We start from the raw sequence: 15679 nt of genomic DNA, 5'->3' as shown, positions 1-15679 counted from the left end.
GTCCCCCCAGCACTTGACGCCGCCGGTGGTGGTCAGCGCACAGGTGTGATTATCGCCCGCCGCGATGGCAGCGGAGGCTATCGTTTGCACCAGGCTACGTTGCCCGGCGGTGATGGCAGGGGTGTAGCCGCCAGAACGCTCGGCGGGCATAGCCGACAGGGAAACGCGGACAGGGGTATACCATGTACTGACCGATGGCGCGGCGACGGTCGGGACAATGCTTGAAACCAGCCAGACCACCGTCACCAGAAGAGCGTATACCGAGCCGTTCATCTTACTCATCCTCTTCCGGCTGTGGTTGCGATGGAACCCGAATGACCCGACGCAGTGACCGGTCGGGATAGCAGTGACAACTGCTGATAGTAGCGTACCATACGTCGTTGGGGGTGTCAAGCATTCTCACCCCGGCTGTCGGGCTTTTCAACGTTGGCATCCCCCGTCGTGGTGAGCAGGGGGGGCAGCGGAGCAGTGGGTTCCTGCGTTGACAGGAGTCTGCAAGTTGGGGTTCTCGGTGGTACGCCGATCGTGCCTGTCGGTTTCGGGGAGGGGCGGGTTGGGAACCGACCGCTGATAATGGGCTGAGGCACCATCCGATGCCTTCCGGGCGCGCAGCGAGAGAGGAGGGGGACTGGGGGAAGATACGGGAACCCACAGGTCTTGCCGATCCCACGCTGTCGTTGTTCCGATATTCATCAGCGTGTGGTATCCTGATGCAAACAGCGTTACACGGAGGTTTGGCAATGCTCGAGCGCGTGGCGGTTCTGTACAACCCCTTGAGCGATGCTTCGATCAAGCTATCGCACGAACTCACCGACTGGCTTACGGCGCGTGGTGTGAAAGCGATACGTGGTGTGTCGCAAGAATTTCGCGACCAACCGCACCTGGTCGCCGATTGTGATTTGATGATTGCGCTGGGTGGTGATGGTACCGTCTTGCGCGCGGCCCGGCTCTGCTTTCCGCATAATATTCCGGTTTTGCCGGTGGCGCTCGGTCACCTCAGTTTTATGGCCGAGATCGGCCCCGACGAAGTATACACGAGTTGCGAACAACTGATGAACGGCGGGGGCTGGTTCGATGAACGAACGCTGGTGCGGGCACAGCTCTGGCGGAATGGGCAGAAGCTCGGTCAGTATACGGCACTGAACGAGGTGGTGATTTCGCGCCGTGATCTGAGTCGGATCGTGAATGTTTATGTGACGATTGATGATAGCCCGATTACAACCTATCACGCTGATGGTGTAATTGTGGCAACTGCGACCGGTTCAACCGCCTACGCGCTGGCTGCCGGTGGGCCAATTGTTGATCCGCGTTCACAGGCATTAGTGCTGGTGCCAATTGCAGCGCATTTAACCCATATCCCCTCGATGGTTTTACATGAAGATGCAGTGGTCACGATGCAGCTCCGTTCACGGTATCATGCTCTGCTGGCTATCGATGGCCGCGAGAATGTTGACCTCATCGAGGGTGATGAAGTCATTGTGCGACGCAGTCCACAGGTCTGTACGTTTGTCAGGCTCCGGCCAAGTAATCAATTTTACAGCCAACTGGTGGCGCGTTTGCGCCGTTCCTGAAGTGATAAACGGCGGTGAAGCAGGCTTTGTAGCAGACGTAAGGAGTATGTAGCGTATGATTGCCTATACAGGCGCTACAGTGAGTGCGCGCATCAATGCTCCCCTGGAAGCGCTTTGGGAGCTGGTGAGTGATGTTGAGCGCCATCCCCAGATTGCCGGTAGCGGAGAAGTTCAGGCAGTGACTATTCGTGATGGACGGCCACTGGCTGTCGGTGCAGTGTTTGAGTCACAGCAGTATATGCGTGGTATCCATTATGTGACGGCAAATCGGGTCGTGATTTGGGATCCACCCTACCGTTTTGCCTGGCGAGTTGGTTTACCGGCTGCACCTGGTATCGCGCAGATCTGGATGTTTCGTTTGCAACCAGAAGCCAACGCGACGCGCGTCACCAATGGGGTGGCGTTGGTGTATGCGCTGCCGACCTTCTTTCCGTTTTCGTTGTTGCGCAAGAAGATAGGGCAGGGTTACGCCGATTCGATGACTCCGACCCTCGCAAATCTGGCCCGGATGGTGAATGCACCACCACCCGCAGATATACAGGTAGTCACCGAACCACCTGCCGAGCTAACGGCAATGCTCCCGCCCTTGCTCATACCGGGGGCAACGATGCTTGCAGGAGCACTGGCGGTTGTAGCCGCAGTGCTGGCGGTATGGCGACGCTGGCGGCAGCAGATGTAGGTACGAATGTCTGCGTTATGGCAATGGAATGCCGGGGGTGGTGCTCCCACCACGTGCACCACCGCCGGGGTAGAGTGAACGCTCGGCGACAATCGGTTGATTGCTACGTACAATCGCTGCTACCGCCGTTTCACCCGGAAATGCCTCGTGTAGTGCTAGCGTATACCTGGCTCTGGCTGGAATACGGATGCTCAGGTTAGTTTTTGTCCCATCACCAAAAATGACTTCGACCGTGACAGTGCTTGTGAGCGGACTCACATTGTGCAAGCAGAGGTAGTAGCTCGCGTCACTGGTGCGTCCATCAATAAAGGCCCAGCGGTAAGCTGGTGCACGTACTCCGGTACTAATCGTTCCGGCAGTCCCACCTGCGAAACTCATGACCCGTTCAACCGCCACCGGACGGTCAGCAATCACCTCGGTAGCAATACCGAGACTGGGCACAACTTCATTGACATCAATCGCGAGTTGCGCTCTTGGCGGGATCGCATAGCGTCGAGTAGCAGCAACGCCGGTAGGCCCACGGAAAATGGCTTCGACGTTTGTTGGTTGGTTGTTCGGATTCAGAACCAGGAACTGCGTGCGAAACTCACCCTCAGTAGTACCCTCGGCGAACAGCCAGCGGCGTGAGAGTGTATCAATTCCGCGTCCGGTATGCAAGCCGCTCCCGCCATTACCGAACCGCATCGTGCGTTCAACCGCCACCGGTTGATCGGCAATCACGCGCATGCCAAAGTGGGCGTCAGCCAGCGGTCGGCTGCCGTCAGGGAGGGTTATATCGTGTACCGAGACAACCAGGCGGTTTTGGGCGCCGACCTGTACCTCTTGCTCGAAGACTGTACCATCACGACGCATGTACGTGATCTGCACTCTGGTCGTGCCAGGTTGAGGGTTGAAAATGATCAGATAGGTTTGGGTTTGATTGGCCGTGCTTCCCTCAGCAAAGTACCAGACCCGCGAGAGGCGATCTATTCCTGGCCCGCTATCAATATCGGTGGTTAACGCCATTGATCGTTCAGCCAGGATCGCCTCGTTTGCTTCAACGATTGCCGGCAGAGCGTTAGCGGCAGGCGCAATCTCGTTGATGTTCAGGTCGGCCCGCCCACCACCGGATACTTGTAGTTCGCGCACGATGGGCTGACCGGTAGCCGGAAGCAGTGTGATGCGGGCAGTAGCCGGACGAGTGGCCGGGTTGTATAAACTCAGACGCTGGCTGTAACCTGCGGTGTTACCTTCGGCAAAATACCAGCGAGCACGAACGGTTGTAGTGTCGATACGTGTGCGCAATAGTGGCAGCAGTTCGCGAAATGCCGGGTAGGGATCAAGCGCCGCGCTATTGATTTCAAAATGACCGGCAATGGCAGGACGTAATCCGTCACCGCTGGCTTTCGGTTGTAGATCGGTAGGCGCGATGTTGTAGGTTTGCGTTAGCCATGCCAGCAGTGCCACCAGCCGATCCTGAGCAGCCGGTGTTGGTGGTTGGTCGGCAGGGGTGAGCAGAGCGATCTGGACATCGGCATCGCTGCCGCTCACCTGTCGCACCAGCGATGTCGGCCCGCCTAGGCGGCCTTCAAACAGATTACCTTCGCTATCAATGAGATAGTGGTAGATCAGATCATCCCAATCCAACACCTGCGTCTGATAGACAAGCAGGGCGCGGAGATAAGCCAGCGTAGTAGCTGGGGAAACATCAACGGCCAGTTGGTGAATGACAACACCGCGCGGATCACGACGATCTGGGCGGGCCGCGACCGGTTGTGCCCAATCAGCGCGGCTGATCTGGAGCGGTCGCGGGGTTAAAACCGGTTGGCCAAATAGAATCGGTCGTTGCGGCAGACCGGCGGCAAAGATTGGCGGCGTGATCTGGGTTGCCAGATATGACACAGTTACCTCATTAAGCACGGCTGAAGCACGTGGGATCTGGCTGGTGAAGATAGCGCGTAACTGGAGATAGCGGGTATCTTCTGGTAGCGCTAGCGGCGCAGCGGTTGTAAACGCATCTGGATCGGCAGTCGGCGGTTCATCGGCGACAACCAACGGCAACCATGGTCCCCAACCATCATCACCGTTGCTAGGTGGGGTTGAGCGGGCGCGCAGTTCAAGCCGCAGCGCAGTTCCTGTTACCAGATCGGCGCGCCAGACAGCACCAGCCGCATTGGTAGCAAACGCAGTAGCAAACGGCGCCGAGATAAAGCTCCCCTCACTGGCGTCGGCAGCCAGGCGCAATTCACCACCGGCATTGTTCGTGACCAGCAGCCCGGTTACCTCACCGGCTGTCCAGTCGTTCACACTGCTTAAGCGCCAGCTTGATACCTGAGCCATATCAGTTGCCGGGCGGGCAGCAACCGGCAATACCCAGGTTAGTATTCCGACCAGAATGACGAGCAGACTAATACTCAGTGCCGTTCGTTGGTTCATAGATCATGCCCTGCTGCTAAACCGTCGATTGTGCTCTGTTGATATAGGGCTAGGGTTACGGTGCCGGACGCACTGCACCGTTGAACGCCCCTTTGTAGATATTAGCCGAATCATACAGTATCCAGCCTGCTGCCGCTTCTGGTTGCTCTTCAGTCGCGTTAATCTGAGCGCGCACCTCAGCCGGTCCGTACTCGACCACCACTGGCGCCCATGGATCGGTGTGATCTTGCAGCCACGGACGCTGCCGACCATAGCTGGCTGCCATCAATTGACCACCCTTTCGCACCGCAATCTGAATGGTCTCATACGGGTACTTCACCGGTACGGCAATGTTATCTAATCCACTCCACCATAACGACGGATACGGCATCGGACAGACATAATCGGCGTGTTCACCCATGCGCGCCATGTCTTGGGCAATGGTCATTGACGGGCCGTTGACAACGCGCCCAAACACATCGACCGACATAAAGGCACCGGCGGCGTTTACCGCGTGGTGTGCACGCTGCATGAACTCGATCAGAACCTCGTACATACGACCCGGGTTGGCAACCGGGTCAATTGGTTCGCTGAACAAGAGCTTATCGCGAAATTCATCCCTTGTGCCAAACCAATCGGGGAAACGGATGTAATCAAAGTTAATCTCATCAAACCCCATCTGTGCAGCTTCAACTGCCAGAGCAATGTTGTAATCCCAGACATTCTGATTGGTCGGATCGAGGTAGGCGTAGCGAATCCCCGGCCCTGGGTAATCGGCATATACTTCGCCGGTTGAACGCACTCGGATTGACCATTCGGGACGTGCATCCGAGAGCGCATTGTCGTGCGAGAAGAGCTGGACCCGGGCAATCGTGTAGATGCCGCGTTCTTTCGCTTTGGCCAAAATAGACGCGAAATCGACTCGGGGGGTGCTCAGTCTTAATTCACGGGCCAGCGGTACCTGGGAGTCGTAATAAACCATACCCAGGTCATCACGCAGATCGCTTTTAATATCGATGACCAGCGTGTTCAGCTCAGTACGATCAATGAGATCAAGAAAGCGATCAACCAGTCGTGGTACGGAAGCAACCGCCGCCGTGATGTAGATACCACGCACGTAGAAAGGTTCCAATGCGATCTGCTGCGGCATATTGCCCGGCTCAATAGGGATTACTCGTTTGGCATACCCTGGCGCTAACACCTGCACAAATCCATGTTCAGGTAAATTGGGTAGTCGGAAGCGCCCTTCGATACTGTCGTTAATACGAACAAACGCCACGGCGGTAGAGGTCAGGGTTTCAGTGGCAATAATTGCTGCATTCTGAACAGGTTTTCCGGTGGTGGCGTCGATCAATTGCCCAAAGAGGGTGTCCGGTCTGATGGCGACGTCAAGTGTTGTCGTGCGGGTAAACGGTTGCGTAACCGCCGCAAAACCATCCGCTTCGACGGTAATCTCACCGATCTCTGTCACACCGCGCAATACGTAACGCCCCTCGGCATCTGTTGTTACACTCAGATCGGACAGCTTGACCGTCGCCCCTGCCACCGGTTCACCCGTATACACATTAGTCACCTGACCGCGCAGGATATTAGGGCGGAGCCTGACATCAAAGGTCGTTGTCCGCGAGAGTGTCTCACGAACCGGTTCATACTCATCGGCACGTACCGTAATACTAAACGTCTCCGGCACATCAGTTAACGTATATTGTCCGTTCTCGTTCGTCGTGGTAAGTGGTGGCTCTGTATCGTTCAGGATAACTTCAGCGTTGCGAATGGGTTGGCCGGTATAGGCATCGGTGACCTGACCACTGAGCGTATTGGGACGCAGGCTAGTAGTAATGGTTACGGTCAACACACCACTCGCACCAACGCCGGGTTGGTCGGCTAGTGGCAAACTTGTCGGTTCGTAAGCCGGTGCCTGTAGCGCCAGCGTGTCTTCAGGTCGCCAACGTTCGGTCTGAAAGCGTCCCTGATCATCGGTAGTTAACGTCAGATCTCCGATGGATACCGTTGCATTGGGAACTGGCGCACCGGTGTAAGCATCAGTTACGATACCGGTCAATACAACCGGTTGCGACGCACAACTGATCAGGAATATTACGCAAAGAATGCAGATCGACCAGAGGCGAACAATTCGCCGCGCAAATAACACCATGGTTTACAGGCTCCTTTAGTTAGAATGAGGGACCGGTCAAAATGTGTACCAGTCAGGGGTATCTTAAGAGGCTCACAGGCGGCTGTCAAGTGAGAAGAGAGATGGTCAGGGCTGTTTAAGGTTTTACCTGACCCAACAGAGGTTCAAGGGAGAGGGATAAGAAAAGTGCAATATCACTTTCTTCGCCGTGTATGCGGTAGGGCGCAGGAACCTGTCTCAAGATGATAGACGCCCCAGACTCTCGCTCTCGTTTACACGAGGAGGATGATGCGAGGCAGGGAGGCTCTCTTTTTATAATGTGGAAAGCAGCGCACATTGCATCTGATTCGGCTAGGTCATTCCTACCAATGCTATTCCGAACGGCGCGACAAACCGTACCTTTACGCGCACATTGCATCTGATTCGGCTAGGTCATTCCTACGGTTGCTCTTGATTGACCATTCTGGCTAGCGATTGCTCAACCACGACTTCGTAGATGAAGTGAGCTTCCTGTTTTCCTTTCAACCGAACCGCGCCCAGTTCACGTAGGGGGTAAGGTGATTGATCGGCGAGCACGTGTGCCAAATGTGAAGAAATAATGATCTGACCGGCCTGGGCAATGCTGCATAATCGCGCAGCAGTGTTCACTACATCACCGATCAAGGTATAGTCTTGGCGCTGTTCTGAGCCGATATTCCCCACAACTGCTGAGCCGTAGCCGATCCCGATACCCATTCCAATCTGGAGGTTTAATTCTTCCCGCCATATGTCAGACAGGCGGGCAAAAGCCTGTTGCATTGCCACAGCCGCCAATATCACGCGCTGGGGATCATCAGGGTGACTGATAGGGGTTCCGAAGACACCGATCAAGCCATCACCGAGAAACTTATCGATCGTGCCATCGTAAGCGTAGAGCGCTTCGGTCATTGCCGTGAAATAGCGATTGAGAATGCGCTCAACCAGAATGTGGGCATCTATCTGTTCGGTTAATGTGGTAAATCCTCGCATATCGGCGAACAGCACCGCCACCGTCCGTTCGGTTGGGGTTCCGAAATCACTCCCGGCGCTAAGCAATTGCTCGGCAACTTGCGGTGATACATAACGGCGGAAGACACTGCGCACGCGCTCACGTTCTTGTTTTTCAAGCTGTTTGATAGCGCTAATATCACGGAAGACCACGACGCGCCCTAATGCTTTTTTATCAACACTATGCACGGGTGCAATACTTACACTAAAGTGGACATCGGTCTCCGGTTCTATCTCGATAGTCGTTGGCTCAGAACGGGCCAGGAAGGGGAGGACTGCTTGTAGGGTTGGCAGTTGATCGACAACCTGCCCACGGTGCGTTTTCTGATCGATCTGCAATCGATGTTGCGCAGCCGAATTTGCCAGCAACAGGCGCTGTTCTGGGTCAATGAGCAGGATCGGGTCAGTCGTACTTTGCAAAATGGCATTGAGGGTCGAGCGCTCATCATTGACAACCCGGTAGAGACGACTGTTTTCCAATATCTGTACGATCAGACTGGCAACCGTCGTAGTTAGTTCTAATTCAGCTTGTTGAAGGGGTTCACGCTGACTGACATCGAGACAGATCACGCCTTGCGTATGCTGTTTCACTTTGAGCGGTACCAGTAAAACGGTTTCCAACCGACGAGCCGCAAAAAACGCTTGTAACGGTGTCAGATCGGATTGTTCTGCTAAACGTACATAGCGCGGTTGATTAAGCCTGGCAATTTTCGCGGCGAGGTATGGATGCCGCTGGAGAAGTTGACGAAGTTCAGCGTCGTTGGGTGATGATTGACCACTTAAAGCAACAATCGTATCGGTCGGCTGTGGGCCAAACAGGATCATTGCTGCCTGTTCTACCTGAAAAATCTGTGCTACTGCCGCAATAATGCGTTGCAGGTTAGAGGGCGCGATAAACTGCGCGGTTAAGGCAAGTGATAGCCGATTGATGTCACTCAATTGTTTCATCCGACGCTGTTCACTCTCGAACATGCGGGCATTACTGATGGCAATTGCTAGCTGGTTAGCGATTGCCTGAAGAATCGCTTCATCGTTTGAGCTGAAAGCACTGATGTGTGGACTGCGTACCTCGATGGTACCAAATACTTCACGGGCCAGGAGCACTGGAATGCTCAGCGCCGATCGCATCTGTGCTTCACCGGGTAATAACGGTGTAAATCGCGCATCTTGCGACAAATCGTCGATCCGAAGCGGTTCGCGATGGCGGTAGACCCAACCAATGATCCCTTGCTCTACACCGAACGTCAACGTCGTTGAAATAGTTCGTTCTGAGCTAGCGAGGGCCTTCAGCACAAACTGATTGTGCTCATATAATGTGAGTGCCACTAGTGGGTACTGAAACTGGTGATGGAGTATTTGCACCAACAGCCGACTCAACTGATCCATCTGCATGAGTTCAGAGAGCATCTGGTTGAGTTCGTTGATCTGGCGCAGCTCTTCAGCACGTTTCGCCAGCAGCTCTTTTTGTTGTTCACTCAACCGGTAGAGGCGGGCGCTTTCCAGCGCAACGGCGCTCTGGGCGGCAACCGATGACAACAATTCAAGATGTTCGTTCGTAAAATAACCCGGGGTATGGTGTACCAGGGTAATAACGCCCCAGGTGCGGTTATCGCGTATGATCGGCATTGCCGCCACTGAACGCACGTCCTGGTGATAATCGGATGTTGCCAGCCAGCGCGAGTCAAGACGAGTATCTGTAATCAATATCGGGCTGCGCTGACGTAACGCGGCACCAGCCACACCATAGCGCAAAATGTCCTGTAGTTCTGTTGAGGCCGGATGCTGACTGCTCGAATACAGTAAGATTTTATCTTCAATGAAACCGGTTAAAATAATACTGGCCCGAATCGCACCAACCGCGTCGGCTAAGTGGTTTAAAAAACGAGTCAATAGCACATCCAGATCAATACTGGCGCCCAAGTCACGCGAGAGATGCAAGAGTAATTCGGTTTTTCGCTGCTCTTGCTGAAGACTACGTTGTGCTCGCTGGAGACGTAACAGGGCACGTACCCGTGCTACCAACAGATTGTGATCGACCGGTTTGAGCAGAACGTCATCGGCGCCAGCATCGAGATTGCTGATACTGGTGTTGAGATCGGCGTGCGCTGATACAATGATGATAGGGATAAACGGTTTTGTGCGATCTGCCTTGATGCGTCGCGTAATTTCGGCACCGTCAACACCGGGAAGCGCTAAATCGAGCAGGATTAAGTCAGGGGTGATAAGTTGCAGAAAACTTAACGCTTCCTCACCTGTTGTCACCACCGACACCCGAAACCCATGCCGGCTAAGGATGACTTGAAAAATACGCCGGATGTCGTTGTCATCTTCAACAACTAGAATGTGGGCAGGCTCGGGCATACACATCCCCCCTGAGCGGTTCTCCCCTTCAGTATAGCACAGATACAGGTCTGCTCGATGAAAAATATGACATATCGCTGCTGGTGGAGCGAGGGAAAGAAACACGGTAGCTTACTGATTGATTGAAGTGTGGTATAGAAAGCCAAAAATGTTCTTGTGCGCCTTGCCACCTGAACTAACAATGTGTTAATGACGATTGAACATTATGTATGTAAGGATGTATTCCTGACCGGTCTGCTATGGCATGCTGATGTAGTTCAATATATAATATGGTGCTCAACATTTACAGACAACGAGACTTTCAGAACACAGCACTCTTTTTTCTCCTCATTGGCGTTCATCTTCATCCTACGTTATTCTGCCGGCAATCAGTATCGGCCCTGTAGGTCCATCACTACCGGGAGCTGGCTCAGCCGTGATTGCCAGGGTGCTACCGCCAGGAACTCTTGCTGCCGGTAATCGAACGATACCGTAACCACTCGGGTCAAGCGTGAAGACACCACCACTCACTGGCGCTGCATCCCCTTGAATGACCCAGAGTTGATAGACTTGATTTTCAGTCAACGGAGGTAGTGCAGCAATTAATAACAGCTCTCCGGTTCGATCAAGGTAGATCGATCCCTGTCCGGCATCACCCCGAAGGGATGCGAGTGGTGTTGGATTAGTGAGCACGGCTGCCAATTGCTGTGACGCAGCTTGCGCAGTCGCGGCCAGAGCTTGTGCTTGATCGCGTTGTTGAATAGCAGTTGTCAACTGACTGTGCAGGTTGTTGATATATCCAATGAGACCAAACACGGCAATAATAAGTGCAGTTGCCAGACTGCCAAGTCCTATCAACCAGGGTTGCCGCAAATGTGGGAAAGAATGCTTCTGCTTTATCCTCTGGCGACCGAGTGCGTAATCAATCGTTCGTTGACGCCATTCGGGTGGTAGAACTGGTCGTTCCAGGGCAAATGGCAACAAATCAGCAGCAGCACGTAATTCGGCCAGAATCTTCTGCAATTCTGGTCGTTCTGACAGCAATTGTTGTACTTTGGCCCGTTCTGCCGGTTCGAGTGCATCAAGGGCGTAAGCTGTCAGCAAGTCAACTATTTCGTCGGAATACTCCGGTGAAGACTCCATTACCTTACTCCGCAAGCGTGCGCAGAAGCTCACGCAATTTCGATAAACCAAGACGTAGTCTGGTTTTAATGGTTCCAAGAGGTTCGCCAAGTTGTTTAGCGATCTCTGTCTGGGTCATACCACCATAATAGGCCATCTCAATTGCCTGACGTTGAGTTGGTGGCAAATCGGCCAGGGCTGCTTGGACTGCTTGACGTAAAGCTCGCTGCTCTAGGTCTTGTTCAACACCTGAGCTGTTGGGTAAGAAGTAAGCCGCTTCAATTCCTGTCAACTCACGATTACGAGCCCGTTCTCGCTTGCTACGGAGCGTATCAATTGCGCGATGACGGGTAATGCCAATAATCCATCCGACAACTGCTCCTGACTGGTGACGAAATCCACCAGCCGTCTGCCAGATATTCTGGAAGACATCTTGCATAACCTCTTCGGCAGTTTGCCGATCTCCTGTAATGCGGAGCGCGATGGCATACACTAATGAAGCATACCGATCGTACAATTCGCCGAGTGCAGCTTCATCGCGCTGCACGATTAAGTCTATCAGTAATTCATCAGTCAGGTTAGGTAGACCGGTATCTTCCGATTGTCGCGGCGGCATTAGACTCGAAACCTTTTTCTTTTCAGCATATCTACAACGCTGCATTATAACCGAGTTGGCTGAGATACAATCTAAACCGCCATCCACATGGACTCTCCCTGCTGCGCGTCTTACAGACATACATGAGCCTGCCAGCCTATTTGCTGGCAGGCTCTGCTAGCGTATTAGTCGAAGTTGTTTAGAATACTCTTGTGTATGGTTCCGTTCGGTCAGACTTCACACCGCCAAGGGCACGCATAATCTGATCAGCAGTGGGTGCCGTGACCGGGCCAATAAAGCCTTGTCCACCTTGGAGGAATGGTGCAAGTGTTGGCACAGCATCGGATACATTATAGTAAATAGGCAGTGGCAATGGTAGATTATTGGGAACAAATCCACCAATTTCACGGATCAGCGCCAGGTGCTGAGCTTCACTGCAAGCATGTTGTGCAGTGGTACCTGCCAGGCGGTCGGCCCCTAACTCGGCAAAGCGACGAGTAGCTGCCAGATACGCGCCTACAAATGCAGTCTCTGCATCGGCGCCGACCTGAACAAAGAGAGCTGGATCACGTAGCAGATTAGCCGGAACGTAAAACTGGTTCGTCAGCGCCCGCCCACCGTTGCTGACCAGGAAATCAAGATGATACTTCTCGGCATCGAGAGCAAACTTGAGGTAGAGGATGTCCTCTTCATCGAGTTTGAATTGGGCTGAGGTTAAAGCTGCGTAGTAGAAGGTTGTTGCTAATGTCTCGGCAGTTGCGGCCAGATTTAAGATAAGCTGCGGATCATCTTTGCGGTCATGATCGGCTGATGCTGACTGAATCCCAAACAGATTCGCAAAGCTTGCAACCACCAGGCCGCCACCCAGACCGGCAATGCCCTTCATTAGGCTACGACGTGAGAAGACTCCTTGCTTTGTGTGTTCTGCTGTCACGGTGTTACCTCCACTTTCAGATTGCTCTCAGTACACGCCGCTGCATGTACCTTCATAACATCTGTGCGAAGGTTTTTCGTTTTTGGATCTCAGCTTAAGCAGGAATTTATTGCCAGTTTTTCGTAGCCGGGGAAGCGTATTCACCGTGTTAACAGCAGTTAGCGCAACATAGCCGCCATTGCTACGGTATGGGCATGAATATCAACCGTATCGACGATCTGACGGGCATAGCCGCCAGCCATAGTGATAGCAATCGGTACTCCTGCTGCCCGACAGAACGTAAAGACCAACCGATCACGCTCGGCTAAACCGGCTTTGGTCAGGCTCAGTCGTCCCAGGCGATCATCGTAGTACGGATCGGCGCCGGCCAGGTAAATGACCAGATCAGGGTGAGCACTGGCAAAGACCTGGCGAACACCCCATTCCAGTGCATCGAGGTACGCGGTATCGCTGGTTGCATCGGGAAGAGCAATATCCAGGTCGCTCTGCTGTTTACGGAACGGAAAATTGTTAGCACCATGGATCGAGAATGTGAAAATCGTCTCGTCACCGGCTAAAATCGCGGCTGTCCCGTCACCCTGATGTACATCACAATCGATAATCGCGATCCGCCGCGCACGACCCTCAGCCTGCATTGCACGCGCTGCCACTGCCGTATCGTTGAAGACGCAGTAGCCGGCACCGGCATCTGAAAAAGCGTGGTGGGTGCCACCTGCCAGATTGACCCCAACCCCTTCGCTGAGAGCGACACGACAGGCGGCTATGGTTGCTCCCACCGAACGCCGTGAGCGCTCGACCATTTGTGGCGACCATGGGAAACCGATCCGGCGTAGTTCAGCACTCGTTAATTGCCCGTTCAATACGCGCTCGATATAAGCTGGTGCATGAGCACGAGACAGTTCAGCGACACTAGCCGGTTCGGGGATATGTAACTGATCAGAGGTGATAATACCCTCATTCAGCACTCGCTCGCGCAGTAGGGCATACTTCTCCATTGGGAAACGGTGTCCTGGCGGTAATGGTAAGACAAACGTGTCAGAATAGAAGACTCGCATGCTATTTACGATTAGCGATTGACGTGCGTTGTTGTCGGCGCTCTTCGCCCAACCAGCGTAGGGCGCGCACGACCAGCAACACCACGGTCAATGGGATCAAAATTAGACCGACAATGGTATTGTACACCGGTAATTCAGCACTGCCAGTAGCACTCAAGACCAGATACAGGGTATAGCTTAAGTAGTAAACCAGCAACAGACTGCCTTCACGTTGGGAAACAACCCGACGAGTAAAGAAGATCGGTAGACAAATAAGTGCTGCACCGACCATAACTGGTAAATCGAGTGCGATAGTCGACTCTGGAACAGCAATTGGTTGTGGCGATACCACTATCGTTGTGCCAAGGACCAGTAACAAATTGAGCACATTACTACCGACTACATTCCCAACAGCAATGTCCCGTTCTCCACGGAGACCGGCGATCACCGATGTGGCAATCTCAGGGAGTGAAGTGCCGATCGCCACGATGGTTAGGCCAATGATTAACTCACTCACTCCCAACCAGGTTGCAAAGGTTACTGCTCCATCAACCAACCAGCGTGCTCCTACAATGAGTAGAGCCAACCCACCGATGACCATCGCCAGTTGCAAGACCAGGGCGCGCAATCGTTGCTGTGGTGGGTATGATGGATGACTCACGTCGTGATGTTCGTTGCGCGGCCACATCATCCAGAAATACGCAACCAGGGCGAGAAGCATGATGATACCGTCGATCTGTGACAGCGTGCGGTCAAATGCCAGCAAGAATGTGAGCAGTGATGCGCCGATCATAACCGGCAGATCGCGACGAAAAATAGCTCGATCAACTGGAAGTGGCCCGAACATAGCAGCTACTCCCAAAATGAGCATGATGTTTGCGATATTACTGCCGATGATATTCCCCAAAACGATCTCGCCTTGAGCGTTGAATGCAGCTTGCAGGCTCACTGCAATTTCAGGTGAGCTGGTACCGATAGCTACCACCGTCAAACCGATAATAAGCGACGAAATACCGAGGTTTGCCGCCAGGCTGGCTGCACCACGCACAAGCAGATCGGCGCCAAAGACCAGCAGGATAATCCCTGCAATAAAAAGGAAAACTACCATGACATGTCTCGACACAATTCGCCCCCTGTCAGCGACAGGGGGCAGACAGTTCCCGCAAACGAGCCAGTTGAGGCGCGACCGGCTCGAAGGGAAGCGTTAATAACGCCGACCGCCGAAGCCGCCGCGATCACCACCAGAACGATGGCCGCGGGAACCCTTGTCCTCCGCTTCGTTTACCCGAATTTCGCGTCCATTGATCGCACGGCCATTGGTTTGGCTAATCACGGTTGCCACATCGGCGACTTCCATTTCGACAAAGCCAAAACCACGTGATCGACCGGTCTCCCGATCATTGATCACTCGTGCACTTCGTACATTGCCGTAGTCCTGAAAGAAGGCTTCAAGTGTTGCATCGTCAACACTCCAGGCCAGATTGCCGACAAAGAGCTTCACGTACATGTCCGGTCCCACTCCCTCCGCGTTGATAAGCAACGCAGTCACTCACGGGTATCGTACCCACTACCACGCCTCCGAAACAAACACCGCACGCTTCGCCTCAGAGCGGACGGCGGCCCACAGCGCCGCGTGCTGTTCCTCTGGCGTGGAGGTCTTGCGGACGGGGGAGTCGATCGGGCCTCAAACGGACGAACGGACTCTCGCGGCAACGTGACGCTGTGTAACGGCTATAGTGTATCACATTCGTCGCCAGATGAAAAGACCTTTGAAGGTTTCAATAAAAGGTTTTCAGCTTCGGGTCACCTTCGATGATCAGACAATATATCAGCGGCGGAACACCGACGAA

At 53.8% G+C, this 15679-nt stretch carries 13 protein-coding genes; 2 read left to right on the top strand and 11 right to left on the bottom strand.

Annotated features, from left to right (window positions below):
- Together JE47_RS20645 and JE47_RS22230 are read right to left on the bottom strand one after the other, a co-directional pair.
- Positions 1 to 273 (bottom strand): hypothetical protein (locus JE47_RS20645; protein ID WP_035419686.1); only part of this gene is annotated, 273 nt, incomplete at its 3' end.
- 1 nt (position 274) lies between these two features.
- Positions 275 to 433 (bottom strand): hypothetical protein, encoded by a 159-nt coding sequence (locus JE47_RS22230; RefSeq protein ID WP_236631258.1) that lies wholly within the window; start codon positions 431 to 433, stop codon positions 275 to 277.
- Positions 434 to 740: 307 nt separating this feature from the next.
- On the opposite strand from JE47_RS22230, the gene JE47_RS0116010 reads away from it, so the two are divergent.
- Positions 741 to 1571, top strand: a complete 831-nt coding sequence (locus JE47_RS0116010) for an NAD(+)/NADH kinase (protein ID WP_031460720.1) — start codon at positions 741 to 743, stop codon at positions 1569 to 1571.
- A 55-nt stretch (positions 1572 to 1626) separates the two neighbouring features.
- A complete protein-coding gene (locus JE47_RS0116005) occupies positions 1627 to 2250 on the top strand; it encodes an SRPBCC family protein (protein WP_031460719.1) in 624 nt (207 codons plus the stop codon).
- A gap of 15 nt (positions 2251 to 2265) precedes the next feature.
- Here JE47_RS0116005 and JE47_RS0116000 read toward each other — a convergent pair whose 3' ends face one another.
- The 9 genes from JE47_RS0116000 to JE47_RS0115955 form a co-directional block, all read right to left on the bottom strand.
- Positions 2266 to 4665: a peptidoglycan recognition protein family protein gene (locus tag JE47_RS0116000; protein WP_031460718.1), complete on the bottom strand. Its 2400-nt coding sequence runs from the start codon at positions 4663 to 4665 to the stop codon at positions 2266 to 2268.
- A gap of 55 nt (positions 4666 to 4720) precedes the next feature.
- Complete coding sequence (locus JE47_RS0115995) at positions 4721 to 6799, bottom strand: putative glycoside hydrolase (RefSeq protein ID WP_031460717.1); 2079 nt, start codon at positions 6797 to 6799, stop codon at positions 4721 to 4723.
- Between the two features lie 417 nt (positions 6800 to 7216).
- A complete protein-coding gene (locus JE47_RS0115990; protein WP_031460716.1) occupies positions 7217 to 10165 on the bottom strand; it encodes a GAF domain-containing protein in 2949 nt (982 codons plus the stop codon).
- Between the two features lie 348 nt (positions 10166 to 10513).
- Positions 10514 to 11287 carry an anti-sigma factor gene (locus JE47_RS0115985; RefSeq protein ID WP_031460715.1) on the bottom strand — a complete coding sequence of 258 codons (774 nt, stop codon included), beginning with the start codon at positions 11285 to 11287 and terminating at the stop codon, positions 10514 to 10516.
- Between the two features lie 4 nt (positions 11288 to 11291).
- Positions 11292 to 11882, bottom strand: coding sequence for a sigma-70 family RNA polymerase sigma factor (locus JE47_RS0115980; protein WP_031460714.1), 591 nt, complete (start codon positions 11880 to 11882; stop codon positions 11292 to 11294).
- A 178-nt stretch (positions 11883 to 12060) separates the two neighbouring features.
- Positions 12061 to 12795, bottom strand: coding sequence for a ferritin-like domain-containing protein (locus JE47_RS0115975; protein ID WP_031460713.1), 735 nt, complete (start codon positions 12793 to 12795; stop codon positions 12061 to 12063).
- A gap of 158 nt (positions 12796 to 12953) precedes the next feature.
- A complete protein-coding gene (locus tag JE47_RS0115970; RefSeq protein WP_031460712.1) occupies positions 12954 to 13850 on the bottom strand; it encodes a histone deacetylase family protein in 897 nt (298 codons plus the stop codon).
- A 1-nt stretch (position 13851) separates the two neighbouring features.
- Positions 13852 to 14937 carry a calcium/sodium antiporter gene (locus tag JE47_RS0115965; protein ID WP_031460711.1) on the bottom strand — a complete coding sequence of 362 codons (1086 nt, stop codon included), beginning with the start codon at positions 14935 to 14937 and terminating at the stop codon, positions 13852 to 13854.
- 96 nt (positions 14938 to 15033) lie between these two features.
- On the bottom strand, positions 15034 to 15336 hold the full coding sequence (locus JE47_RS0115955) for an RNA recognition motif domain-containing protein (RefSeq protein WP_031460710.1): 303 nt from the start codon (positions 15334 to 15336) through the stop codon (positions 15034 to 15036).
- Positions 15337 to 15679 lie beyond the last annotated feature (343 nt).

Origin of the sequence: Chloroflexus sp. MS-G (assembly GCF_000735195.1) — a bacterium.
Lineage (GTDB): Bacteria > Chloroflexota > Chloroflexia > Chloroflexales > Chloroflexaceae > Chloroflexus.
The sequence above is the reverse complement of the archived record's forward strand: the minus strand, read 5'-3'. Positions and strand labels throughout refer to the sequence as shown.